Origin of the sequence: Arcobacter sp. L, from assembly GCF_000284235.1 — a bacterium.
Taxonomy (GTDB): domain Bacteria; phylum Campylobacterota; class Campylobacteria; order Campylobacterales; family Arcobacteraceae; genus Aliarcobacter; species Aliarcobacter defluvii.
The window spans coordinates 1,848,177-1,874,306 of record NC_017192.1 but is presented as its reverse complement, the minus strand read 5'-3'; the positions used below and the strand labels follow the sequence as shown (position 1 = coordinate 1,874,306).

The window sequence follows — 26,130 nt, the reverse complement described above, 5'->3', positions numbered from 1 at the left end:
AGTATAATGAACTTTAGTTTATGAAAAGTTAATATCAATAACTTTGTGTTACAATCGCGAATGAAAAATATAATACTTACTACATTAAACGCGAGATACTCTCACACATCTTTAGCTTTGAGATATTTATATGCAAATTTAAAAGAATTAAAAGAAGAAGCTAAAATATTAGAGTTTGTTATAAACTCATCAAACCAAACAATAGCAGAACAAATACTAGAACATAAACCAAAAATAGTTGGAATTGCTGTTTATATTTGGAATGCAAGTGATGTTGCTGAACTTGTACAAACTATAAAAAAAGTATCACCTGAAACGATAGTTGTTCTTGGAGGTCCCGAGGTTAGTTATACTCCTTTACGAGTAAATTTTGATATGGCTGATTATATAATCAAAGGTGAGGGAGAAGTGAGTTTTTACAATTTATGTTTTGATATTTTAAATGGAAATTGTAAAGAAACAAGAGTTATAAATTCACCAAAAGTTGATTTAGAAAATATTGTTTTACCTTATGATGACTATACAGATTTTGATATCAAAAATAGACATATTTATGTGGAAATGGCAAGAGGTTGCCCTTTTGAATGTGAGTTTTGTTTATCTTCAATTGATACAAAAATGAGATATTTGTCTATTGAAGTTTTTTTAGAAGAAATTGATAAATTATGGCAAAGAGGTGCAAGAAATTTCAAGTTTATTGATAGAACTTTTAATATCAAAATCTCTTATGCAAAAGCCATTTTAAACTATTTTTTAGAGAAAAAAGAAGAGTATTTTTTACATTTTGAAGTAATTCCTGATAATTTCCCTGAAGAATTAAGAGAATTAATCAAACAGTTTAAAGCTGGAAGTTTACAACTTGAAGTTGGTATTCAAACTCTAAATTTAGATGTGGCAAAAGAGATTCATAGAAATCTAAGAATTGATAAAATCAAAGATAATCTAAAGTTCTTATCAACCCAAACTCACGCTCATATGCATATAGATTTGATTATTGGGCTTCCAAGTGAAACTATTGAGAGTTTTGGAAAAAATCTTGATTTACTTTATACCCTTTCAACTGGAGAAATTCAAGTTGGTATTTTGAAAAAATTATCAGGTACAACGCTTGATAGACATGATAAAGTTTACGGTATGGTTTATAGTGATTTACCTCCTTATGATATTTTACAAAATGATTTGATTGATTTTTCTTTGATGCAAGAGATGAAAAGATTTGCTAGATTTTGGGATATAGTTTACAATAGTGGGAATTTTCAAAAAACAACTGCTTTACTTTTTGAAGATGGAAAAGTTTTTGAAAACTTTTATGATTTGAGTAAGTGGCTTTATAGAAGAAGTGAATCTACTTATAAAATCTCACTTGATAGAATGGCTGAATTTTTATTTGAATATATGAGTGCAAAATTTGATAAAGAAAAAATTGCAAATATAATTTTGGAAGATGTTATGAAAGTAGGGGGACGAAAAATTCCACCATTTCTAAAGAAAATTATTCCAGAAAACTATGATTTCGCTCAAAAAGAAGTTTCAAAAGCAAATAAAAGACAAGTATTAAGACAAGAAAATTAAAATATTTTTAGCTAAGATAATCTTATGAATTACAATAAGATTATCTTCACTTTACTAATGCTTTATATTTTAGCAGATATTATTAAGAGTTACTTTTTTTAAATCTTGAAAAGATATTTGAAATAAACGGAACTATTAAAACAACAACATAACCCACAATCGCCCCTAAAATAATCTCACTTAAAAATCCTCCAAGAGGAATAGCTTTTAAAATCTCATCAAATGAGTGTAAGATATGTGTTTCATGAGAGATAATTCCTCCTCCAACAGCAAGCATTGCAATCGTTCCTAAAATACCAATAGTTTTTATGATATAAGGCATTGATTTTACAAATCCATCACCAATAGTTTTTAACATTGCACTTTTTTTCTCTTGTAAATAAAATCCTATATCATCAAGTTTTATAATAAATGCAACAATTCCATACACAAAGATTGTTGTTAAAATTCCAACAAGAATTAAAACAGAAACTTTTGTTAAAAACTCAGTTTCTTCTATCAAACTAAGACTTATTACAATAATTTCAAAAGATAAAATAAAGTCAGTTTTAACCGCACTTTTTACTTTTGCATCTTCTAGTTTTTCACTTGAAAGCTCTTTTATTGTCTCTTTGACATCATCTACTTCATGATGTTTACCAAACTTTTCTAAGATACTTTCAACTCCTTCATAAGCTAAATAAGAACCACCAAGTACCAAAATAGGAGCGATTAAAAAAGGAGCAAGATAACTTAAAATTAATACAATAGGGATAATGATAAATTTGTTTTTAAAACTTCCAAGTGCAATTTTATAAACAATAGGAAGTTCTCTAAGTGCTGCTTTTCTTTTTGCTTCAAGAATTGCTAAATTTCTAATATTTTCAAGTTCAGCTAAAATCTTTTTTTGTTCATTAACATCAAGTTTTTCAATATTTTCTTTAAATTCTTCAACAGATTTTGCTTTTTCTAACTCTTTTTTCAAAATATCAGAAGTTGTTTCATTTGTAAAATTTGCAATAGCAGCTAAGTCATCAACTAAAAGACCACTAGATTTTACACTTGCAAGTTTTGTGTAAGTTGCAATATCATCAAACAGCAATCCTATATCATCAAGTGATGTTGCTAAACTTTTGGCAGTTGTTGCCATAGTTTTTCCAGCAAGAGAACTTATATCATCTGCTAAAACTGATAAATAGCCTAATATTCCAGCCAATTATAATCCTTCAAAATAATTTAATATGTAATGATATTTAATAGTTACTTAGAAAGATTTTTTATTAAAAAATTTATTTGTATATTTTTTAAACAATAAAACTATTCAATAAAGATTAATTTTTATTTATAATTACTTTATCAAACATGTTAGAGGCAATTTCGCCTCTTAAAGAACTGCAAAGATGGCTAGGGTTCCGAACTTTTTAAGTTGACTGGTCCAAGAGCCATCGACTCTTAAATTAGAGTTACACGGAGGGATAAAAGCCCGGGAGGTGAAAACCTCTTTCGTGTTTAATTTTATTTAGGAGTAATACATGAAACTTTCGATTTCAAAAATCTTTAAACTATTGTCATTGGTTGTTCTATTTTTAGGATTAACATCAACTTCGCTTTTTGCTGGAACAAAAAAAGATTTTAAAGTTGCTTGGAGTATCTATGTTGGTTGGATGCCTTGGGATGTTATAGAATCTCAAAAAATCATGGATAAATGGGCTAAAAAATATGGAATTAATGTGCAAATAGTTCAAATAAATGATTATATAGAATCAATCAATCAATATAGTTCAGGTGAATTTGATGGTTGTGTAATGGCAAATACTGATGCATTAGGAATTCCTGCTGCTGGTGGAGTTGATTCAACTGCTTTAATCATTGGAGATTATTCAAACGGAAATGATGCTGTTATTTCTAAAACTGCAAAATCAATCAAGGATTTAAAAGGAACAAATATAAATCTTGTTGAATTATCAATTTCTCACTATTTATTAGCTCGAGCTTTAGAAAAAAATGGAATGAGTGAAAAAGATATAAAAGTTGTAAATACAAGTGATGCTGATATGGTTTCTGCTTATACAACTGCTGATGTTACAAGTGTTGTTACTTGGAAACCACAAGTTAGTGAAATTCAAAAAATGCCAAATGCAAATACTATTTTTGATAGTTCAAAAATCCCTGGTGAGATTATAGACTTAATGGTTGCTAACACTCAAACTTTAAAAGAAAATCCAGAATTTGGAAAAGCATTAGTTGGTGCTTGGTATGAAATGATGACTTTAATGACTTCTAATTCTAAAGAATCAATCGAAGCAAAAACAATTATGGCAAAAGCATCTGGAACTGATTTAGCTGGATTTGAAGACCAATTAAAAACTACAAATATGTATTACACACCAGTAGAAGCTGTTAAATTTAATAATAGTGATGAAATAGTAAAAACTATGGAGTTTGTTGCTAAGTTCTCATTTGACCATGGTTTATATGGTGAGGGTGCTAGTGATTATGGATTTGTAGGAATTGAGTTTCCAAATGGAAAAGTTATTGGAGATAAAGGAAATATCAAACTTAGATTTGATGATACATATATGAAAATGGCACTAGAGGGAAAACTTTAATTTTTAGGAAAAAATATGAAAAGGTTAATAAATGAAATTCCATCAAAAACAACAAATATTTTTTTGGGATTATTACCTTTTCTATTAATAGTGATAGTTTATATAGGTTCTTCAAATGCTAGACTTGCTGAAAATCCAAATGATAAACTGTTGCCATCAATAGAAAAATGTATTGAAAGTATGAGTAAATTGGCTTTTGAAGAGGATAAAAGAACTGGAAGTTATATCCTTTATGATGACACAGTTTCAAGTTTAAAAAGATTGGCTTTAGGTGTAGGAATTAGTGCAGTTATTGCTTTAGTTGTTGGTATTTCTATAGGAGTTATTCCTATGATTACTTCAACTTTATCGCCACTTATTTGGTTTTTTTCACTAATACCTACAATGGCAATTTTACCAATACTTTTTATAGTATTTGGTTTAGGTGAGATTTCAAAAGTAGTTTTGATTATTTTGGGAATTACACCAATTATGATAAGAGATATTTATCAAAGAGTAAGAGAAATACCAAGTGAACAAATCATAAAAGTTCAAACTTTGGGAGCTAATACTTGGCAAATAATTACAAGAGTTGTAACTCCTCAAATATTTCCAAGATTGATTGATTCTATTAGATTGACTTTAGGAACTGCTTGGATATTTTTGATTTCAGCTGAAGCAATAGCTGCAACTGAAGGTTTAGGTTATAGAATATTTTTAGTACGAAGATATTTAGCAATGGATGTGATTTTACCTTATGTTATATGGATTACACTGTTAGCATTTTTAATAGATTTTGTTTTAAGACAATTTAATCAAAAACTATTTCCTTGGTTTGGAAAGGAGTGATTATGGGATTAATTAAAGCAAAAAATATTTGGAAGAATTATGGTGAAAATATAATTTTAGAAAAAGTAAATTTTTCTATGAATAGTGGAGAATTTTGTACTTTAGTTGGACCATCTGGTTGTGGTAAAAGTACATTTTTAAGAATGTTATTAGGAATTGAACAACCCTCACGTGGTGAGTTGTTTTTTGAAGATAAAGAGTATCCAAAAGAGCCAAGTGATGATAGAGGAATAGTATTTCAACGATATTCAACACTAAATCACTTAAATGTGATTGATAATGTAATTATTGGTTTAGAGTTTAAAAAGTCGCCATTTTTTGGAAAACTTTTTGGAAAAGCAAAAAAAGAGGCTGTAGAAAGCGCTGATGAGATTTTAAAGGCAGTTGGTTTATATCACTCAAGAACTAAATATCCACATGAGTTAAGTGGTGGAATGAAACAAAGATTGTCTATTGCTCAATCACTTGTAAAAGAGCCAAAACTTTTACTTTTAGATGAGCCGTTTGGTGCGCTTGACCCTGGGATTAGTAAAGATATGCATGAATTACTTTTGGATATTCATTCAAAACTAAATTTTGGAGTTGTAATGGTAACTCATGATATTAGTGAAGCTTTTAAATTAGGAACAAGAGTTTTGGTATTTGACAAAATAAAAGTTGATGAGAATTTTCCAAATAGATATGGCTCAACAATTGTAAATGATATAGATTCAAGTAAGGAAAGAAAAAATGAGAAGTAATAAAGTGGTTTTAAATGAAATTTTCCCTTCAAGTGTAAAATGGTCAAAAATTATAAAAAGAGGGCAAACAATACAACTAAAAGCAAAAGGTGAAAATGCAAGTTTAAGTGCTATGTTTTACAACGCTTCAAATGTAGCAGAAAGATTTAATAGTGCAGATACAGTAAAAATCCAATGGAATGCTTTTTTAGGAAAAGAAAAAGTTCTATTTTCAGAAATGGGTAGAGTTTTATTTGCAATTACAGATGATTCTACTGATGGTTTATTTGATATTTTAGGTGGAATTTCAAATGAAAGAACTATCAAAGAAAATTTTGGTGGAACAGCAACTTATGAAAGTTGTAGAAATGGTTACTATAAAAGTGATAAAGAAAACTTTTTAATAGAGCTTGGAAAATATGGAATGACAAAAAAAGATTTAATTCCTGCACTGAATCTATTTAGAAAAGTTGATGTTAAAGAGGGTTCAAAACTTGTATTAAGTGATAGAAAAGCTGCACAAGGTGATGTTATAGAATTAACAGCACACATGGATGTTTTACTTGTATTATCAAATACACCACACGCTATGGATAAAAGTGGAGTTTATGAACCAAGTGATATTGAAATAACTATTTTTGATAGTGTTGAGTTTAAAGATGAAGATTATAAAAACTATAGTGATGAAGCTAAAAGAGGCTTTATAAATACAAATAGATATTTTGTGTAAGGATTAAAAAATGTCAAAAAATATAGAAAACGCAATTTATAATGAAAAGTTACCATCAGGTCTTCCATGGGCAGGTGTTATTAAAAAAGGGCAAACTTTTAGAATAATTGATTTAGAAGGGTGTCAAGCAGTAGATACACTTTTTTACAATAATGATAATTACAATGATAGATATAGTGCAAATGATACTATTAGAGAACAAGGAAGTATTTTTATTACAACTGGAACAAAACTAATCTCAATAGATGATAATGTGTTAATGGAAATTACAGAAGATACTTGTGGAAATCACGATACTTTAGGTGGACATTGTAGTGCTGAAAGTAATAGTGTTAGATTTGGATTAGATAAAAAATATATGCACTCTTGTAGAGACAATTACTTAACAATTGCGGCACAACTTGAAATGAGTCCAAAAGATATTACAAATAATATTAACTTTTTTATGAATGTACCAGTAGAAGAAAATGGACATTTAGCAATAGTTGATGGTATTTCAAAACCAGGTGATTATGTGGAAATGGTTGCACACATGGATACTTTAGTTTTGATATCAAATTGCCCACAATTAAACAATCCATGTAATGGATATAACCCAACTGCTATACAATTAATTATTTGGGACAAATAGTTAGTTAAAAGCCTAAAAGAGCTAATTCTTTTTATCTTATTAGACGACTTATAAGATATATTCATACGGGACGGCCCAAAATTATACTTCAAGGATATAAAGTGTTTAAAAGAGTATTAATTGCAAATAGAGCTGAGATTGCAAATAGAGTAATTAGAACTTTAAAAAAGATGGGTATTGAATCAGTTGCGATTTATAGTGAGGCAGATAAACATGCTTCCTTTGTACGAAATGCAAATATTAGTGTACAACTTCATGGAACTACACTAGAAGAGACTTACCTAAACTATAAAAAAATTATTGAGATTTGTAAAGAGTATAATGTTGATGCTATTCATCCAGGATATGGGTTTTTAAGTGAAAATGTAAATTTTGTAAAAGAGTGTGAAAAAAATGGTATTGTTTTTATTGGACCAACTTCTAAACAGATAGAAGATTTTGGATTAAAACACACTGCGCGTGATATTGCAAAAGCAAATAATGTACCATTATTAGAGGGAAGTGAACTTCTTACGAGTTTAGAAATGGCAAAAGAGATTGCAAACACTATTTCTTATCCTGTTATGTTAAAAAGTACAGCAGGTGGTGGTGGAATAGGAATGAAACTTTGCTTTAATGAAGAAGAGTTAGTTCAAGCCTATGAAAGTGTTATAAAACTTGCTACTTCAAACTTTAGTAATGGTGGAGTTTTTTTAGAAAAATATATCGAAACTGCTCGTCATATTGAAGTTCAAATTTTTGGTGATGGAAATGGAAATGTTAAAACTTTAGGTGAGAGAGATTGTTCAATACAACGAAGAAACCAAAAAGTTATAGAAGAAACACCAGCTCCAAATATTAGTGATGAGTTAAGAAAAGAGTTATTTGAAGCTTCAAAAAAATTAGCACTTGCAGTAAATTATAAAAGTGCTGGAACAGTTGAGTATATCTATGATACAAAAACAAATAAGTTTTACTTTTTAGAAGTTAATACAAGATTACAAGTTGAACATGGAATTACTGAAGAGGTTTGTGGGGTTGATTTAGTTGAGTGGATGATAAAAATTGCATATGGTGATAATAAACCACTACTTAATTATGTACATAATCCAAAAGGTCATGCAATACAACTAAGAGTTTATGCAGAAGATGCAAGTAAAAATTTCCAACCAAGTACTGGACTCATCACAAAAGTAGAATTTCCAAAAGATTTAAGAATTGATACATGGATTGAAGATGGATGTGAAGTAAGTCCATTTTATGACCCACTTTTAGCAAAATTAATCTCTTATGGAAAAAATAGAGAAGAAAATTTAGAAAAACTACAAGAGGTTTTAAAAACTTCAAAAATCTATGGAATTGAATCAAATCTTTCATATTTAGAAACAATTATAAAACAAGACTTTTTCAAAAATTCTAGCTTTTATACAAAAGTATTAGAGAAGTTAGAATACAAACCATTTAAAGTTGATATTTTAAAATCAGGAACGATGACATCAATTCAAGATTATCCTGCACGACAAAACTTCTGGGCAGTTGGTATTCCACCATCTGGAGCTATGGACAATCTAACACCAAGACTTTTAAATTATCTGTTAAAAAATGATGAAAAAGCTGCATTTATTGAGATGACTTTTATGGGAGCTACTTTTAAATTTAGAAACTCTACAACTATTGCATTTGGTGGGGCCAATATGCAAGCAATACTAAATGGAAATAGTGTAGAGATGTATAAAGCTATAAATGTAAAAGAAAACGATGTTTTAGAGTTTAAAAAAGTTATTGGAAATGGAAATAGAACATATTTAGCTATCAAAGGTGGTTTTGATGTGGCTTCATATCTTGGAAGTGCTTCAACATTTACTTTAGGTGAGTTTGGAGGACATGGAGGACGTGCACTTAAAGCTGGTGATGTATTAAACTATTTTGAAACTAAAGATGAGGTTTATGAAGATCTTGTAAATAAAATAAATTTAGTAAATGAGTGGGAAATCGGAGTTGTTTATGGTCCTCATGGAAGCCCTGATTTTTTTACGGGTGTTGATATAAAAGAGTTTTTTGCTACTTCTTGGGAAGTTCACTTTAACTCAAGTAGAACAGGAGTTAGACTAATAGGACCAACTCCAAAATGGGCAAGAAATGATGGAGGAGAAGCTGGACTTCACCCTTCAAATATCCATGACAATGCTTATGCTTTTGGAACAATAGATTTTACAGGAGATATGCCAGTTATTTTAGGACCTGATGGTCCAAGTCTTGGAGGATTTGTTTGTCCTGCAACAATTATCTCTTGTGAATTACATAAAATTGGTCAGCTTAAAACTGGTGATAAAATAAAGTTTAAACCAGTTAGTTTAGAAAATGCAGATTTGATGAACAAAGCTTATGAAAAAGCTATAAAAACAAATGAAGTTTTACCAAATTTGGCTGATTTTATTATAGATTTTGATGAAGAAAAAGCAACGCCAATTATAAAAACTTTTAATTATAAAGAGCTAGATTTAGATATTGTTATTAGAAGTGCTGGAAATGAGTTTGTTTTAGTTGAAGCAGGGGAGTTAAAACTTGATATTGAATTAAGATTTTTTATTCATGCTCTAATGACTTATATTGAAGAGAAAAATTTAACTTCAATTATTGATTTAACGCCAGGTATTAGAAGTTTACAAATTCATTTTAACTCTTTAGAGATAAATAGAAGTGAGATTTTAAAACTTGTAGAAGAAGCGATAAATTCACTAAAAGATATAGAAAATTTAGAAGTTGAATCTAGAACAGTTTATTTACCACTTTCTTGGAATGACCCATCAATTCAACTAGCAATTGATAAATATCAACAAGGAGTACGACCAAATGCACCTTGGTGTCCTTCAAATATTGAGTTTATTAGAAGAATAAATGGACTTAAAGATGTAGATGAAGTTCAAAGAATTATCTTAGATGCTTCTTATTTAGTTATGGGATTAGGTGATGTTTATTTAGGTGCTCCTGTTGCAACTCCTTTAAATCCAGCTCATAGAATGGTTACAACAAAATATAATCCAGCAAGAACTTGGACAGCTCAAAACTCTGTTGGAATTGGTGGAGCTTATATGTGTGTTTATGGAATGGAAGGGCCCGGAGGTTATCAACTTTTTGGAAGAACTTTACAAATGTGGAACACATATAGAAGTACAAATGAGTTTAGTAAACCTTGGTTATTAAGATTCTTTGACCAAGTTCGGTTTTATTTAGTTTCAAGTGATGAGTTACATGAGATTAGAGAGAAGTTTTTATATGGAAAATATCCTTTAAAAATTGAAAATGGAACATTTAAACTAAAAGAATATAAAGAGTTTTTAGAAAACAACAAAAAAGAGCATACAACTTTCCAATCAATGCGAAAACAAGCCTTTGAAGATGAAAGATTGATGTGGAAAGAAAAAGGACTAGATAAGTTTAATGTTCAAACAGAAGTTATTGAAGCTAAAGATGAAATCATTTTAAATGAAAATGAAGAAGCCGTTGAATCTATCATGTCTGGAAATATTTGGAAAATTGAAGTTAAAGTGGGTGATAAGGTAAAAGCTGGTGAAGTTTTAGTTATCTTAGAATCAATGAAAATGGAAGTTGATATTGAGACAAATATTAGTGGAACTGTAGAGAAAATTCTTTTTAAAGAGGGTGATAATATAAATTCTGGTGATGTTTTAGTAATCATCAAAAAGGATGAAAAATGAATCTAAATATAAAAGATTTAAGAGCAAAATATTTAAGTGGTGAAGTTACAGTAAAAGAAGTAATTTCATCTATTTTTGAAAAAATAGAACAAACTAGAGATTCTAATATTTGGATTTATACTTTAACTGAAGAAGAGTTAAGCCCATATTTAAAAAATTTAGAAAATAAAAATATAGAGGATTTACCACTTTATGGTATTCCTTTTGCTATAAAAGATAATATTGATTTAGTAAATATTCCTACAACTGCTGCTTGTCCTGAATTTTCTTATACTCCAAAAAAATCTGCATTTGTTGTAGAAAAGTTGGTAAAAGCAGGAGCTATTCCAATTGGAAAAACAAATCTTGACCAATTTGCAACTGGACTTGTGGGAACAAGAAGTCCTTATGGAGCGTGTAAAAACTCAATAAATAAAGATTACATCTCAGGAGGTTCAAGCTCTGGAAGTGCTGTTGCAGTAGCTCTTGAAATGGCTAGTTTTTCCCTTGGAACTGATACAGCAGGAAGTGGAAGAGTTCCAGCAGCTTTTAATAATCTAATAGGATTAAAAGCTACAAAAGGAGTTATTAGTACAAGTGGTGTAGTTCCTGCTTGTAGAAGTTTGGATTGTGTGACAGTTTTTGCAAAAGAGTTGGATGGTATCAAAAAAATATTTGAGATAGTAAATGCTTATGATGAAGAAGATATTTATAGTAGAGCTTATGAAAAAAATGAGTTTGAAAAAAAATCAAAATTCTCTTTTGCTATTCCAAAAAAAGAACAATTAAAATTTTTTGGTGATGAGGAAGCAAAAAATCTATTTGATGAGGCAGTTAAAAAGTTTGAAAGTCTAGGTGGAAAGGCTTTTGAGATTGATTATGAGCCATTTAATGAAAGTGCAAACTTACTTTATAGTGGACCTTGGGTAGTTGAGAGATTTATAGCTATAAAAGAGGTTATTACAAAAACTCCACAAGTAGTTGAGCAAACAGTTAGAAAAATCATAAGTGGTGGAGAAAATATAAATGCTATCAACTATTTTGAATCAGAATATATCTTGAAAAAAAATAGAAAAAAAGCTGAGAAGTTCTTTGAAGAGTTTGAATTTATGCTAACACCAACAACTGGAACGATTTATAAAATAGAAGAAGTAAATAACAATCCAATAGAACTAAATACAAATCTTGGATATTACACAAACTATATGAATCTACTTGATTTAAGTGCTATTGCAGTTCCTGCTGGATTTAGGAAAAATGGTTTACCTTTTGGAGTTACTGTTGTAGCAAAAAACTTTGAAGAAGAAAAACTATTAAGTTATGCTTCAAAATATTTAGGAGTTTAAGATGAATGAAAATGAGATTTTAATAGGAGTTTGTGGAGCTCATATGAGTGGGTTACCTTTAAATTGGCAATTAACAGATTTAGAAGCTACTTTTGTAAAAAAGTGTAAAACAAAAAAAGGTTATAGACTTTTTTTACTTGAAAATAAAACTCCTATTAGACCTGGTATGATTTATGATAGTTCTGTTAAAAGCCAATTAGAGCTTGAAGTATGGTCTATGAAAGTAGAAAATTTTGGAAAGTTTATGAAACAAATAGCATCACCTCTTGGAATAGGAACAGTATTTTTAGAAGATGAAAGTAGTGTTTATGGCTTTTTATGTGAAGCAGATTTTGTAAAAAATTCAAAAGAAATAACAAGTTTAGGAAGCTGGAGAAACTTCTTATGTCAGCAACAACAATAGCTTGGATTTATCTTTTTATAGCTGGACTTCTTGAAGCTTTTTGGGCAATTGGTTTGAAATATAGTGAAGGTTTTTCAAAGCCAATTCCTACTATTTTGACTTTATGTTTGGTAGTTTCAAGTTTTTTTCTTCTTTCAAAAGCGATGAAAGTGTTACCAGTTAGTTTTACTTATGCAATTTGGTGTGCAATAGGAATAGTTAGTTTGGTTTTAATAGAGTATTTTTATCTAAATGGTGTTTTAAATTTTCAAAAAATCATCTCTATACTTTTTATTTTGATAGGAATTGTAGGCTTAAAAATATCATAGTATTAAGAAGATGCACTTAAAGCTTTATATATAATACGAAAAAAATATAAAGAGATTGATTTGAATGATATTTATGATTGTATAGTTATTGGTGGTGGACCTGCTGGAATCTTAGCAAGTATTAGTTGTGCAAGTGAAAATAACAAGGTTTTACTTCTTGAAAAACTTCCAAAAATTGCAGCTAAACTAAAAGCTACTGGTGGAGGAAAATGTAATCTTACAAACACTCTTTCAACTGAAGAATTTATGGCAAAGTTTGGTAAAAATGGTCGTTTTATGAGCCATGCAATAGATGCTTTTAATGCAACAGATTTAAGAGATTTTTTTGCTAAAATTGGAGTTGAAACAATCGCCCGAGATGGATTTAGAGTTTTTCCTGTAAATCATAGTTCAAGTATAATCTTAAGTGCTTTAGATGAAGAATTAGAAAGAGTTGGAGTGGAAGTTGAGTGTTCAGTTGCTATTGAAACTATAAAAAAAGAAGAAGATATTTTTATCATTACTTCAAAAAATAAAATCTACAAATCAAAAAATATCATCATTGCAACTGGAGGTTTGGGTTATCCAATCTTAGGAGCAACTGGTGATGGATATATTTATGCTAAAGATTTTGGTCATAAAATCACTTCAACTCATCCTGCTATGATGCCACTTATTACAAAAGAAAAAAACTTCGCTTCATGTAAAGCTGATACAATCGCAAAAGCTATATTAAAAGTAAATATTCCAAAATACAAAAACTTAAAACTTGTTGGTGATTTGATTTTTACAAAAGAGGGTTTACGAGGTCCAGTTATTTTGGATTTTGCAAGAGAAATTACTCCTATTTTAGCAAAACACAATGAAGTTCCACTTTTGATAAATTTTTTAAAAGGGAAAAATGAAGAAGAGATTTTTACTCATTTAAAAAATGAAATAGCAAAAAATCCAACACACACTATCTTAGAAAATTTAGAAACTCTACTTGCAACTAGTGTAGCAACTGAAATTTTAAATATTTGTGAAATAGATATAAATTTAAGATTTAAACAAATAGAGGGAATTAAAAGAGAAAAATTAGTTAAAACATTAGCTTGGACACCTTTTACAATCATAGGTCATGAGGGATTTAAAAATGCCATGATTACAAGAGGTGGAGTTGAACTTAAAGAAATTGATTCAAAAACTATGCAAAGTAAAATAACAGATGGTTTATACTTTTGTGGAGAAGTTGTAAATATAGATGGACCTTGCGGAGGATATAATCTTCAGTGGTCTTTTTCAAGTGGCTTTTTAGCAGGAAAATTAAATAAAGATTAGGAAAAATATGAAAAAAATAAATTTAAAACAATATATATTTATAGTATTAGGTTCATTAGCAATGGCATTTGGAACAGTATGTTTTTTATCTCCAAATCAGATAATTACAGGTGGAGGAGTAGGAATTTCTTTACTTTTACATGCGCTTTTCCCTCAAATTACTTTAGGTATTTTTATGGCGATTGTTAGTATTCCATTTTTGATTATGTCATATATATATTTTGGAAAATACTATTTATTTAAAACATTTATTGTAGTTATTCTTTTATCAACTTTTACAGATGTTTTGAAAGAAGTTTTAAACGTAAAAGCTATAACAAATGACATTTTATTAGCTGCAATTTTTGGCGGAATTTTTATAGGTTTAGGTGTTGGTTTTGTAATAAAAGGAAGAGCTTCAACTGGAAGTACTTCGGTTGTTGGAGAAATAGTTGCTAAAAAAACAAAATACAAAGCAGCAGAAGTTTTACTTGCTATTGATGCAACTATTATGTTTGCATCAGTTTTTGTTTACAATGATATAAATAAATCTCTTTATAGTATGATTAGTGTTTATGTTGGGATTAGAGTTATTGATATGATTTTAACGGGACGTCCTTCTAAAAAAATAGTAAATATTGTTTCAAATAATGTAGAAGTTTTAAAAGAGCAAATAAGAGAAAGAATCGAAGAACACGGTACGATTTTAACAGGAATTGGACTTCATCAAGGACAAAATAAAACTATTATTTATGTTACGGTTGAAGCTAGTAAAATCGATTTATTAAAAAATTTGATAACAAAATATGACCCAGATGCTTTTATGATAATAACAGAAGCTTCAGAGTTTTTAGGTAGAGGTTTAAAATAATTGTGATGAACAAGTTTTAAAAACTTGTCCATTCATCTTCATCTGTTGTAGTTGATTTTATTTCATTCTCAGGTTTTTTGATTTGTGTTTCTTGTTTTTTTAATGTTGGTTTTTTGATATTTACAACTGGAATATTTGTTATTGTTTCTTCTAAGTTTTTTGCTTTTACTTCATCTTTACCAATAAACTCTTTAGCATTTGCATTAGAAAGAACTAACTTAGCAATTGTATCTGTTTGAACAGCCACACCATATGTTTGAGATGCAATTTGTGCATTTTGTTGTGTTTGTTGGTCAAGTGAAGTAATTGCATGATTAATTTGTTCAATTCCAGCAAGTTGTTCTTTACTTGAAGATTCAACACCTTTTATAAGCTCAATAGTTTGTATGATACTTTCATTTAGAGTTTTATATCCAGTAATCATATCTTCTGATATTTTTTTCCCTTGGTCAGCTTTTTGTGTAGCCGTTTCTACTAAGTCTTTTATCTCTTTAGCAGCTTCAGCACTTCTACTAGCAAGATTTCTTACTTCTTGTGCAACAACAGCAAAACCTTTTCCAGCTTCGCCAGCAGTTGCAGCTTCAACAGCAGCATTTAAAGAAAGAATATTAGTTTGGAAAGCTATTTGATCTATTACAGAAATTGCTTCATTTATGGCATTTACTTCTTTATCAATATCGTTCATAGCCTCTGTTGTTTGACTTGCTAGTGTTTGTCCTTGTGTTACAGAACTTGTTACACTTGAAGCAAGTTTTGACATTTGAATAATATTATCAGTATTATTTGAAATATTACTAGAAATCTCTTCAACAGCAGCAGAAGTTTCTTCTAAAGCAACAGCAGCTTCATTTGAATTTTTATTTAATGTATCAACATTCTTAAGTAATATATGACTACTTTCACCTAAAGTTAATCCATTTGATTTATTTTCAACAAGCATTTCATTTATAATATCAGCAAGATTATTTAATCCAACAGTAACTCCACTATTACAACCTCTTATTCTATGTGTAAAATCAAGTTTTGCATATCTTTCTAGTGCATGAGAAATATCATTGATATTAGTACAAACTCTAAGTTGTAAGCTCATTAACATATCATTGATATGAACTCTAAGTTTTTCCATACTTTCAGATTGAACTTTATTTTCAAGTCTTTTGTTTAAGAAACCATTTCTTACTACTTCAACTACTTCATTTATCTCTGATAAAAATTTATTATCTGAATCAATAGTTGTTTTTGTTTTTAAAATATTTTCATTTACAACTTTCGCCATATTCCCAAATTCATCATTTGAACTATCATCTAACATTTCAACTGATGAGTTTTCTTTATTTACATAACCAAAGAAACTTAATAATCCTTTTTGAAAATTATTTAAAGAGTTAATTAGTTGATTTGATAAAAACATTGAGAAAGTTACAAAAAATAATATTGCTATTATGGCAATAATAATTAAAACATTATTCATTGTTATTTCTGATGAATTTTTTAATTCGATAGCATTTTTATTTATAATTGATAATTTATCTTCAAGTTCAAGTCCAACATCAACCATATCTTTTATTATTTTTTGAACTTCAGGGCTTTCTTTTAATATATCATTATTAAATTCTGTAACTCTTTTAGAATAAAATTTATCAAAATTTTCAATGTATTTTTTTGATAATTCTAAGATTTTATTTGATAAATCAATATTTTCTTTTTCAATTAATAGAGGTTTTAAACTATTAACATAATTATCAAACTCTTTGAAGTCATTTTTTACATTTTGGGCTGTATTTTCACTAGGTGTTCTAAGAAATTGATAGACGGAAATACGACCTTTTAATAGTTGTTGTATGAATAAATCTGTTTGTGAAGCAACATGAATCCTTCCATTTGAAATACTATTAAAATAGCTAAAGACAAAAGCTGAAACAATAACAATAATGATAAACGTTACAGGTAAAAGAAATAACTTCTTCTTCGTTGAGAAACTTTTTAACATGAGAACACCTTTTAAGAAAAAATATAATAATAAGTGAGTTTATATAATAATACCATAAATATAGCTTAAATTATGAAGAGAAAATTATGATTTAGATAAAATAAAATTATAATATAATTTTTTAAGAAAGAAAAAATAACTGATTTAGTATCTCTATTTGTTCTTCTTTTTGATAGTTAAATTTAAATTCATACTCCTTTAAATAGAAAAAAAAGTTATCTTCATCAAAACCTTTATACTTTTTTAGGTTTGATTCAAGATATTTCCAAAATTCATTTAATTTTGTTTGATGAGAGTTTTTTGAGTGTATTTTATACCAGTTTAGATATTGAATAAAACCATCTTCTACATCAAAAGCTCGATTTCCAACTTTTGGCATAAGTAAAGTATAGATTCTTTCATTTGAGTAAAAACCTATAATATTTACTGCTTGGCTTAAAGATTTTCTTTTTTTCTTTTTTTCTCTTTCTTTTATATAATAAAACTCTTCATATTCTGTATAGTCTTTTATTGAATTGTGATATTCTTCTTCTAAAAAAATAGCAATTTTCTTTCTAAATAAATCAAATCTATCTTTTACAGTTTTGTAATTTAATTTCAATTCTTTTGCTGTTTCAAGTGCATTTTTATCTTCACAAAATTTTTTTATGATAGATTCATCTTTTTTTATTTTTTTTAGGGATAACTTTTTTGCACAAGTTTTGCATTTGATATAATCATCTGCAAGGATATAAAAGGTAGTATTTTTACAGTTTGGGCAAATCATAAGAAGTATTTTATCATTTTTGTATTATTAAATAATAAAATTTTTATATGGAGTGATAATTGCATTATCTAAATATTAAGGTAAGATATATTTAAACAAAAATAAGGTGGTACAAAAATGAAAATAGCAATTCCAGTAAAAGATGAAAGTTTGACATTTTTTAATAATGCAGGACATACTCCAAAATTTGCTATATATGATTTATTAGGTTCAGGAATATTTAAATCATTTAAGTTAAATTCTATAATAACAAACCCAAGAACTGATTTGGATCATGACCATGCAGAAGAAAATCATGCTTGTGAGCATGCTCATGATGATGAAGAACATATAAAAGAACACAATAAAATGGGAATAGCACTAAAAGAGTGCAATTATATAGTTGTTAAAAAAGCATGTAAAAATACAGCAAACTCTTTTACTTCACAAGGTATAAAACTTGTTAAATATAATGGTGAAGCAAATGATGTAAATACTATTTTAAAAGAAACATCAGCACAATTTATTTAAAAACTTGTTCTAAATATATATAAGTGATTTAATATTGTTATATGATATTTAGACTTTTTGAGTTAAACTATTTAAAATGAATAAATATTCACTAAAAATAGTTTAAACAAAAAGGAAAAATATATGTGTAAAGATTGCGGTTGTACAATAGCAGGACAAGAACATCATCATGAACATCATTCACATGAACATAGTGCATCTCACCAAGCAGCACACGAAACACTTCATCATAATCCTCAACTAAATGATGCAAAAACAATCTCAGTTATTCAAAAAATCTTAGATAAAAATGACCATGAAGCAGCTCACAATAGAGCACATTTTGATAATCATAAAGTTTTAGGAATAAATCTAATGTCAAGTCCTGGAAGTGGGAAAACTACACTTTTAGAAAATATTGCTGATATGGTAAATTTTAAATTTGCAGTTGTTGAGGGTGACTTAGAAACTTCAAGGGATGCAGATAGATTAAAAGCAAAAGGAATAAATGCTGTTCAAATACAAACGGGAAGTGCTTGTCACTTAGATGCGTTTATGGTTCATAAAGGTTTACATGATATCTCTTTAGATGGAATAGATGTTTGTTTTGTGGAAAATGTAGGAAATCTAGTATGTCCAGCATCTTATGATGTGGGAACTCACTTAAATATTGTTCTTGTTTCAGTTCCTGAAGGAGAAGATAAGATAGCAAAATATCCAGTTATGTTTAGATGTGCTGATTTAATACTTATTACAAAAACAGATTTACTTCCATATTTTGATTATGATATTGAAAAAGAGAAGATGGAAGCTAGAAAACTAAAACCAAATGTAGATATTTTAGAAGTAAATATCAAAGATAAACAATCACTTCAAAATGTAATTGATTGGATTAATTTTAAAAGAAAGATGAGATGATTTTGTAAAATCAATTTCATTCATTTAGGCTTCACGGTGGGTACCCAAAAATCAAAGATTTTTACCCTTCCGTTGCAGAATCATTCATAAAATTGTTTTACAAAAAAGGAGAATATGGGGATGTGTTTATCAATACCATCAAAAATTAAAAGTATAGATACAGAAATGAATACTTGCGTAGTTGATACTATGGGAGTTGAAAGAAGTGCTAGTTTAGATTTAATAGACCAAGATGTAAAGATTGGGGATTATGTTTTAATTCATATTGGTTTTGCTATGAATAAAATAGATGAAGAGGATGCTTTAGAGTCTTTAAAAGTCTATCAAGAAATCATAGATAAGATGGAAGAAAATGACCGACTTGCAGCTATTGAAGAAGCTGAAAACTGTCCAAATAGGTAAGTTATGGAAAAAGAGTTACAACTAAAAGATTTATATGATGGTTTTAGAGATGCTAAAGTTATAAAAGCATATAAAAAACTAATAGATGAAGATTTAAAAGATTATGATGGAACTATAAATATCATGGAAGTTTGTGGAGGACATACACATACTATTATGAAGTATGGAATACCACAACTAATAAACAAAAAAATAAACTTTATCCATGGTCCTGGCTGTCCAGTTTGCGTTATGCCAAAAGATAGAATAGATAGTGCTTATGAGTTGAGTCTTCAAAAAGATGTAATACTTGTAACACTTGGAGATATGATAAAAGTTCCAGGAAGTAAGGGCAGTTTACAAAAGGCAAGAAGTGAAGGTGCTGATGTAAGATTTGTTTATTCTCCTATGGATTGTCTTAAAATTGCAGATGAAAATCAAGATAAAACAGTAGTATTTTTTGCAATTGGTTTTGAAACAACAACTCCAATGACTAGCGCTTTAATAGAACAAGTTATAAAACAAGATATAAAAAATATTCTGTTTCATATAAATCATATAACAGTTCCAGAAGTAATGCGTGTATTAGTACAAAATAGTGATTGTAAGATAAATGCTTTTTTAGGACCATCACATGTTAGCGTAATAAGTGGAAGTAAAATATATGAAGAGTTCCCAAGAGATTATAATAAACCAGTTGTTGTAAGTGGATTTGAACCAGTAGATGTGATGCAAAGTATTTCTATGATAGTAAAACAGTTCAAAGAAAAAAGAGCTGATTTGGAAGTAGAGTATAAACGACTTGTATCATATGAGGGAAATCTAAAAGCTCAAGAACTTATAAATAAATACTTTAAAAAAGTTCCTTTTAAATTTAGAGGAGTAGGTGAGGTAGAAAATAGTGGATATGAACTAAAAGATGAATATAGTAAATATAATGCAAAAATAGTTTATAAAGATATATTACCAACACAAGAAGTAAAAGAGAATAAAGCTTGTAAATGCCCTGAGATTTTAATGGGAGTTGCAAAACCAACTGATTGTAAAATCTTTGGAAATGTATGTACTCCAACAAACCCAGTTGGCTCTTGTATGGTTAGTAGTGAAGGTGCTTGTAGTGCTTATTATAAATATGGGAATTTGATAAATTAAAAAAAAGAGAACAAAACAGTGAGTTTATTTGAAATAGAATTGAATAGCGAATTTAAAATACTTAATTCAAAAATTTTTTTTGATGAAAAAAAATTAAAAAAATATTACAAATTAAATAGACTAAATGATAATTATGATGATGACATTAAAGAGATGATAGAAGAACATAAGTTATATATACATCAAGATTTATTTGTAATTAATAATTATAAATATGAATTTGATGAAATTAATAATATGATTTTATCAAATATTTATAAGTCAAATGCTAATTCAACTGAACATCTTGTATATCCTGAATGGTTGTTGTTTCTCATTAGTATAAAAAAAGAAAAAGTACGATTTATTAATGAAAAAGAATTTTATAAATATTTAGAGTATTTTAAATATATTGCAGAAATAAGATACAAAAATTATATTATAAGAAATGTAAGAAATTATATCAATTTTAAAGAATTGGGAAAAGTTTCTGATATAAAAAATTCTTTACATGATAGTTTATTAGAGTATTTGAAAAAATCAGAATATGAAACTAAAGAGTTATATGAATATTTAAATTTCTTATATAGATTTCATCAAGAATTAAAGGATAATGAAAAATATAAACTTATGTGGAATATAGAAGTTTATATACAAGAAACAATTGTACTTTTACTTGATAAAGAAATTTCTTTAAAAGAAATATATGAAGAAGTCTATAAGTATATGAGAGGTACTTATTCAGTTTTACATGAAATATATATTTATAAACCTCTGTATGTAGAAGAGAGTAAAAATCATTTTGAATTATATTTAACGAAGATAAATAAATTATTTAATAGTAATATTGATATAAATGATTTTATGTCAATACTTACAAAAAATGATAAGCATAAGGATATTCTTTTTTCTTGTATAGAACTTGATAACAGACTTAATGCTAATAAAATGAATGAACATACAATGGGTGCTATAACAAGAAGTATTGTATTAAGTGTTGAAGAACTTATTAAAGATTATAAAGAAGAAAGAAAACTTTTAGATTGTTTAAAGAGTTTATCTGAAGATGAAAAACTTTTTGAATCTTATGTTATAAAAGAATACAGAGATTATAATTCATCAGATGAATTGTTAGAATTACTCAATGAGTTAATATGTGATAATGAACAATCTTTAGAACAATATTTAGCGATATATCACGCTTCAAGAAATTATTTAGCTCATTATAATATTGATATGAATAAGTTCTTTTGGGGTGAAGATGGACAAAGAAGAATAATATCAAATACAATAAGTTCGGTTATTATAATTTTGTATAGAATAGAAGTGATGAAAAAAACTTTGAAAAAGCAATAAAAATACTAGACAATGTCTATGAAATATAGGAATCAAAAATGAATATAGAAAAAATAAAACATAGAATACAAAAATTTAGTGATGATAGAAATTGGGAAAGTTTTCATAATCCAAAAAATCTAGTTATGGCATTAAATGGAGAAGTTGGAGAGTTAAACGAAATTTTCCAATGGTTAAACTTTGAAGAGTCTATGAACTTACCTGATGATGTAAAAGAGCATACAAAAGAAGAGGTTGCAGATATTGCTATTTATCTTATAAGAATTTGTATGAAGCTCGATATAAATCTTGAAGAAGCCATATTAAATAAAATGACAAAAAATGAAGCAAAATATCCAGTTGAAACATCTCAAGGTGGAAGTAAAAAATATAGTAAGAGTAGGGAAAATAGATAAATGACTAAAACAATAACACTAGCACATGGAAATGGTGGAGCTGAAAACAATGAACTAATAACAAAGGTATTTTATAATGCTTTTAAAAATGAGATATTAGAAAAAAGTGAAGATGCCGCAGTTATAGAAAATGGAAAACTTGCTTTTAGTACAGATTCATTTACAGTTTCACCACTTTTTTTTAATGGAGCAAATATAGGAAAACTTGCCATTTGTGGAACTTGCAATGACTTAGCCATGATGGGTGCAAAGCCAAAATATCTTACTTGTTCAGTTATTATAGAAGAGGGCTTTGAAGTAGAACAACTTGAACTTATAGTAAACTCTATGAAAGAAGAGTTGGCTAAAAATGAAGCGATTATTGTAAGTGGAGATACAAAGGTAGTACCACGTGGTGCTGTTGATAAAATCTTTATAAATACAACTGGTATTGGAGAGATACTTTATAGTGGAATAAGCTCAAATAATATCACTGAAAATGACCTGATACTTGTAAGCAGGGATATTGGAGCTCACGGTGCTACAATCTTTACTGCGCGAGAAGGTATGGATATGCACTCAAACCTAAAAAGTGATTGTAACTCTTTATATCCTCAAGTAAAAGCTTTGATTGATAGTGGAGTTAAAATAACTGCTCTTAGAGATGCTACAAGAGGAGGAGTGAGTGCCGTTTTAAATGAGTGGGCAAAACAATCAAATATTTGTATAGAAATAGAAGAAGAAAATATTCCAGTTAGCGATGAGGTTAAGGGAATTTGTGAAATGCTAGGATTTGAGGCAACAAATTTAGCAAATGAAGGGACATTTGTACTTGCTATATCAAAAGAAGATACAGCACGTGCAATAGAGGTTTTACACAACTTTCCTGAGGCTTTAAATGCTTGTATTATCGGAAAAGTAACTTCTCAATATCCACAAAAAGTTATTTTAAATAGTTCTTGGGGAACAAAAAGATTTTTAGATACACCAACTGGTGAACTTCTTCCAAGGATTTGCTAGTGCATGAATATAGTATAGTTCAATCATTATTAGAAAGTTGTGAAGAGCACGCAAGGGCAAATGACGCAAAAAAAGTTACAAAAGTAGTAGTAAAGATTGGAGTTTTAAGTGGAGTTGAGCCAGATTTACTTCAAACTGCTTTTGATACTTTTAAAGAACAAACAGTTTGCCATGATGCACAATTTTTGATAAATGTCCAGAAAATAGAGATTTTATGTCTTGATTGTGATACAAAATCAACTTTAGAAAAACATGAGTTTTCTTGCCCTAAATGCCAAAGTGTAAATATAAAAGTAACAGATGGCGAGGATATGTTTTTGATGAGCCTTGAAATGGAATAAAAGATTATTTTTTATTCTGTTTTATGATTTATTAGCTTTTTCTCTAAATTTGTGATATTATTTTTTCATTGAGTCTATATGAAAGGCTTTAAAATGAAAAAAATTACATTAGAAAGGTTACTTTATAGAAAGTATTTAAAAACATCTTTTATATCAGTATTTTTTATTGGATTATTTTTAATATCTTTTTATTTTATAGTCAATAAAAATATAGTAAATAAAAGTAAAGATTTGATTTTAAGTAATCTTGAAACATTTATATCTTTAATGATTGATAACCAATCAAAAATAAAAACTGAACAATTTTTAGAATATCTATCAAATAAAAATTATCCATACAATGGTAAAATAATAATTCTTGATAATATGGGAAAAATAAAATTTACCAATACAAAATTAGGAAATCTTTTAGGTATAAAAAAAAATGATGATATTTTCAAAAATAATACTTACAAAATAAGTTATTATTTTAAAGATATTCTAGCTGAAAAAATCGTAGAAAAAATTGTATTAGATAATGAAAACTATTTAATCTTTTCAAAAAAATTATCAAATTCTTCCTTTTATTTAGTTTGTTTTATAGATGAAAAAGAGATTTTAAAAGAGATTAATATCTTAGTTGAGTATTGTAGAAATTTGGAGTTTATACTTATTTTTGGAATAGTTATATTTTATTTAATTTCATTTTTTTATATCTCTTTTAATGCAAAAAATTTTGTTTATAAAATAAATCAACCATTATCTAAAATTGTAGATTTAACAAAAACTTTTGGTAAAAAAGATGCATCTATTGAATTAGAATCTTGTGGAATTTTTGAAATAGATAGATTAAGTTGTAATTTCACAAAAATGCTAAAAGAGTTAGATAACAGAACAAAAGAATTGATTTTAGAAGAGACAAAGAGAGCTTATCAAGAAAGTTTAGCTAATACAGATGCCTTAACAGGTGCTTATAACAGAAGGTATCTTTATAATTTTTCAGAACAATATTTAAAAATAATAAAAAGAGAAAATAAAGAATTATCTTTACTCTTATTAGATTTAGATGATTTTAAAAAAATAAATGATACTTTTGGACATGAAATTGGTGATATTGTGATTAAAGAATTAGTTAAAATATCAAAAAATTGTATAAGAGACAATGATTTGATAATAAGACTAGGAGGTGATGAATTTGTTATTTTATTACCAAATACTTATGTTGAAGATGCAAGAAAAGTTGCAATGAAAATTATTGATAAAATTAATGAGTATAATAAAAATAAAGAGTTTAATTTTACTATTAGTGTGGGAGTATCGCACTATCAAAAAGGTGATATATCTATTGACAATTTAATTTCAAGAGCAGATGATTCTTTATATGAAGCAAAAAGAGTTGGAAAGAATTGTGTTATTTAGATTTATATAAAATATTATTTATTGATTGTTAACTTATTTTTATTATAATATGCAAATATATATAAATAGGAAATGAATAAATGTTATTAATGAAGTTACAATCTAAAGAAAAGTTTTCTTTCTTGCAATTAGCTCACTATTTAGCAAGAATTGATAATAAATTTGGGGAAAGAGAAGAAGAAATAATATCTGAATATTGTACAGAAATGGGAATTGAAAATCTTGATTCTTTTGATATGGAAAATTTTAGTTTAGATAATATTTTAAAAGACTTTAAATCTGAATCGAGTAAAAGAATTGTAATTTTAGAATTAATGATTTTGATTCATATAGATCATAGTTTTAATATAAACGAACAAAAATTGATGGAAAAAATATCAATAAGTTTTGGTATTGATTTAGACGATGTTAATGATTATTCTCAATGGGGAAAATCAGTTGCTATGCTTTATGAAGTAGCAAAAATTTTCATAAATGAGAAAAAAAAGATTCAATAAAAATATTTTAAACTTAAATAATAAGAAATTTTAGATAAAATCTTCTTATGGAAATAATAGAAACATTAAATAATAAAATTGATAAATTAATTCATGATTATGAAAAGCTAAAGTTAGAGAATCTTTCGTTGATTCAGGAACTTGAGAAGTTAAAAAATGAAAATGATGAATTAGTTAGAAATAATCAAGATATGTTTTTAAGAATCGATAGTACATTAACATTGATAAAGGCACAAAAGAGTGAATAAAGAAGTTACATTCCATATAAATAATATGGCTTATACTGTAAATGTTGATGAAAAAATATACAAAGAATTAACTAAATATTTAGATTTAAATAAAAATAATGATACAAAAGATTTATTGATAGCATATCTTCAATTATCTCAAGATTATCATCTTTTTAAAAAAGATGTTGAAGATATTACAAATAAACTAGCAAGGTTTTAATATCAAAAGTTTTTCTTTATTAGAAATAATTATAGCAATAGTAGTAATAGCTATAATTATCTCTTTTT

At 27.7% G+C, this 26,130-nt stretch carries 27 protein-coding genes and 1 riboswitch; of the genes, 24 read left to right on the top strand and 3 right to left on the bottom strand.

The features are described 5' to 3' along the window. The first annotated feature begins 60 nt into the window (after positions 1–60). The gene (locus ABLL_RS09255; RefSeq protein WP_014474535.1) at positions 61–1,572 is read left to right on the top strand and encodes a B12-binding domain-containing radical SAM protein; all 1,512 of its coding nucleotides are present in this window, start codon (positions 61–63) and stop codon (positions 1,570–1,572) included. Between the two features lie 82 nt (positions 1,573–1,654). Here the strand turns inward: ABLL_RS09255 and ABLL_RS09250 are convergent, their stop codons facing one another. After that, complete coding sequence (locus ABLL_RS09250) at positions 1,655–2,767, bottom strand: DUF808 family protein (RefSeq protein WP_014474534.1); 1,113 nt, start codon at positions 2,765–2,767, stop codon at positions 1,655–1,657. 177 nt (positions 2,768–2,944) lie between these two features. Then, a riboswitch (guanidine-I (ykkC/yxkD leader) is annotated at positions 2,945–3,043 on the top strand. Positions 3,044–3,083: 40 nt separating this feature from the next. Between ABLL_RS09250 and ABLL_RS09245 the strand changes: the two genes are divergently transcribed. The 11 genes from ABLL_RS09245 to ABLL_RS09195 all read left to right on the top strand — a co-directional run bounded on the left by ABLL_RS09245 (position 3,084) and on the right by ABLL_RS09195 (position 14,951). Further along, positions 3,084–4,160 carry a putative urea ABC transporter substrate-binding protein gene (locus ABLL_RS09245; RefSeq protein WP_014474533.1) on the top strand — a complete coding sequence of 359 codons (1,077 nt, stop codon included), beginning with the start codon at positions 3,084–3,086 and terminating at the stop codon, positions 4,158–4,160. Positions 4,161–4,175: 15 nt separating this feature from the next. Continuing rightward, the gene (locus ABLL_RS09240; protein ID WP_014474532.1) at positions 4,176–4,988 is read left to right on the top strand and encodes an ABC transporter permease; all 813 of its coding nucleotides are present in this window, start codon (positions 4,176–4,178) and stop codon (positions 4,986–4,988) included. Positions 4,989–4,990: 2 nt separating this feature from the next. Beyond that, positions 4,991–5,728 carry an ABC transporter ATP-binding protein gene (locus tag ABLL_RS09235; protein ID WP_014474531.1) on the top strand — a complete coding sequence of 246 codons (738 nt, stop codon included), beginning with the start codon at positions 4,991–4,993 and terminating at the stop codon, positions 5,726–5,728. Further along, on the top strand, positions 5,718–6,437 hold the full coding sequence (locus tag ABLL_RS09230; protein ID WP_014474530.1) for an urea amidolyase associated protein UAAP1: 720 nt from the start codon (positions 5,718–5,720) through the stop codon (positions 6,435–6,437). The genes ABLL_RS09235 and ABLL_RS09230 overlap by 11 nt, the downstream gene beginning before the upstream one ends. 10 nt (positions 6,438–6,447) lie before the next feature. Beyond that, positions 6,448–7,068 (top strand): urea amidolyase associated protein UAAP2, encoded by a 621-nt coding sequence (locus tag ABLL_RS09225; protein ID WP_014474529.1) that lies wholly within the window; start codon positions 6,448–6,450, stop codon positions 7,066–7,068. 101 nt (positions 7,069–7,169) lie between these two features. Beyond that, on the top strand, positions 7,170–10,766 hold the full coding sequence (gene uca, locus ABLL_RS09220) for an urea carboxylase (protein WP_014474528.1): 3,597 nt from the start codon (positions 7,170–7,172) through the stop codon (positions 10,764–10,766). Then, the gene (gene atzF, locus ABLL_RS09215; protein WP_014474527.1) at positions 10,763–12,091 is read left to right on the top strand and encodes an allophanate hydrolase; all 1,329 of its coding nucleotides are present in this window, start codon (positions 10,763–10,765) and stop codon (positions 12,089–12,091) included. The genes uca and atzF overlap by 4 nt, the downstream gene beginning before the upstream one ends. Before the next feature lies 1 nt (position 12,092). Further along, complete coding sequence (locus ABLL_RS09210; protein ID WP_014474526.1) at positions 12,093–12,494, top strand: hypothetical protein; 402 nt, start codon at positions 12,093–12,095, stop codon at positions 12,492–12,494. Continuing rightward, complete coding sequence (locus ABLL_RS09205) at positions 12,476–12,802, top strand: multidrug efflux SMR transporter (protein ID WP_014474525.1); 327 nt, start codon at positions 12,476–12,478, stop codon at positions 12,800–12,802. Before ABLL_RS09210 ends, ABLL_RS09205 begins: the two co-directional genes overlap by 19 nt. Positions 12,803–12,862: 60 nt before the next feature. After that, positions 12,863–14,101, top strand: coding sequence for an NAD(P)/FAD-dependent oxidoreductase (locus ABLL_RS09200; protein ID WP_014474524.1), 1,239 nt, complete (start codon positions 12,863–12,865; stop codon positions 14,099–14,101). A 7-nt stretch (positions 14,102–14,108) separates the two neighbouring features. Further along, positions 14,109–14,951 carry a YitT family protein gene (locus ABLL_RS09195; RefSeq protein ID WP_014474523.1) on the top strand — a complete coding sequence of 281 codons (843 nt, stop codon included), beginning with the start codon at positions 14,109–14,111 and terminating at the stop codon, positions 14,949–14,951. Positions 14,952–14,967: 16 nt separating this feature from the next. On the opposite strand, the gene ABLL_RS09190 is transcribed toward ABLL_RS09195, so the two are convergent. Both ABLL_RS09190 and ABLL_RS09185 read right to left on the bottom strand, forming a co-directional pair. Then, positions 14,968–16,941, bottom strand: coding sequence for a methyl-accepting chemotaxis protein (locus ABLL_RS09190; protein WP_014474522.1), 1,974 nt, complete (start codon positions 16,939–16,941; stop codon positions 14,968–14,970). A gap of 121 nt (positions 16,942–17,062) precedes the next feature. Continuing rightward, a complete protein-coding gene (locus ABLL_RS09185; protein WP_014474521.1) occupies positions 17,063–17,707 on the bottom strand; it encodes a hypothetical protein in 645 nt (214 codons plus the stop codon). A 117-nt stretch (positions 17,708–17,824) separates the two neighbouring features. Between ABLL_RS09185 and ABLL_RS09180 the strand changes: the two genes are divergently transcribed. The 12 genes from ABLL_RS09180 to ABLL_RS09125 all read left to right on the top strand — a co-directional run bounded on the left by ABLL_RS09180 (position 17,825) and on the right by ABLL_RS09125 (position 26,062). Beyond that, positions 17,825–18,217 (top strand): hypothetical protein, encoded by a 393-nt coding sequence (locus ABLL_RS09180; RefSeq protein ID WP_014474520.1) that lies wholly within the window; start codon positions 17,825–17,827, stop codon positions 18,215–18,217. Between the two features lie 123 nt (positions 18,218–18,340). After that, a complete protein-coding gene (hypB, locus tag ABLL_RS09175) occupies positions 18,341–19,114 on the top strand; it encodes a hydrogenase nickel incorporation protein HypB (protein ID WP_014474519.1) in 774 nt (257 codons plus the stop codon). Between the two features lie 120 nt (positions 19,115–19,234). Beyond that, a complete protein-coding gene (locus ABLL_RS09170) occupies positions 19,235–19,516 on the top strand; it encodes a HypC/HybG/HupF family hydrogenase formation chaperone (protein ID WP_014474518.1) in 282 nt (93 codons plus the stop codon). A gap of 3 nt (positions 19,517–19,519) precedes the next feature. Next, positions 19,520–20,647, top strand: coding sequence for a hydrogenase formation protein HypD (hypD, locus tag ABLL_RS09165; RefSeq protein WP_014474517.1), 1,128 nt, complete (start codon positions 19,520–19,522; stop codon positions 20,645–20,647). Between the two features lie 18 nt (positions 20,648–20,665). After that, positions 20,666–21,982: a hypothetical protein gene (locus ABLL_RS09160; protein WP_014474516.1), complete on the top strand. Its 1,317-nt coding sequence runs from the start codon at positions 20,666–20,668 to the stop codon at positions 21,980–21,982. Positions 21,983–22,020: 38 nt separating this feature from the next. Further along, positions 22,021–22,377: a nucleotide pyrophosphohydrolase gene (locus ABLL_RS09155; RefSeq protein ID WP_014474515.1), complete on the top strand. Its 357-nt coding sequence runs from the start codon at positions 22,021–22,023 to the stop codon at positions 22,375–22,377. Beyond that, a complete protein-coding gene (gene hypE / locus ABLL_RS09150) occupies positions 22,378–23,376 on the top strand; it encodes a hydrogenase expression/formation protein HypE (protein ID WP_014474514.1) in 999 nt (332 codons plus the stop codon). Then, positions 23,376–23,717: a hydrogenase/urease nickel incorporation protein HypA gene (hypA, locus tag ABLL_RS09145; RefSeq protein ID WP_014474513.1), complete on the top strand. Its 342-nt coding sequence runs from the start codon at positions 23,376–23,378 to the stop codon at positions 23,715–23,717. The genes hypE and hypA overlap by 1 nt, the downstream gene beginning before the upstream one ends. 93 nt (positions 23,718–23,810) lie before the next feature. Continuing rightward, a complete protein-coding gene (locus ABLL_RS14745; protein WP_014474512.1) occupies positions 23,811–25,115 on the top strand; it encodes a GGDEF domain-containing protein in 1,305 nt (434 codons plus the stop codon). Positions 25,116–25,195: 80 nt separating this feature from the next. Next, on the top strand, positions 25,196–25,612 hold the full coding sequence (locus ABLL_RS09135) for a hypothetical protein (protein ID WP_014474511.1): 417 nt from the start codon (positions 25,196–25,198) through the stop codon (positions 25,610–25,612). Positions 25,613–25,659: 47 nt separating this feature from the next. Further along, entirely contained in the window at positions 25,660–25,860 is a 201-nt protein-coding gene (locus tag ABLL_RS09130) for a hypothetical protein (protein WP_014474510.1), read from the top strand. Next, positions 25,853–26,062, top strand: coding sequence for a hypothetical protein (locus tag ABLL_RS09125; protein WP_014474509.1), 210 nt, complete (start codon positions 25,853–25,855; stop codon positions 26,060–26,062). The genes ABLL_RS09130 and ABLL_RS09125 overlap by 8 nt, the downstream gene beginning before the upstream one ends. Positions 26,063–26,130: the final 68 nt, after the last annotated feature.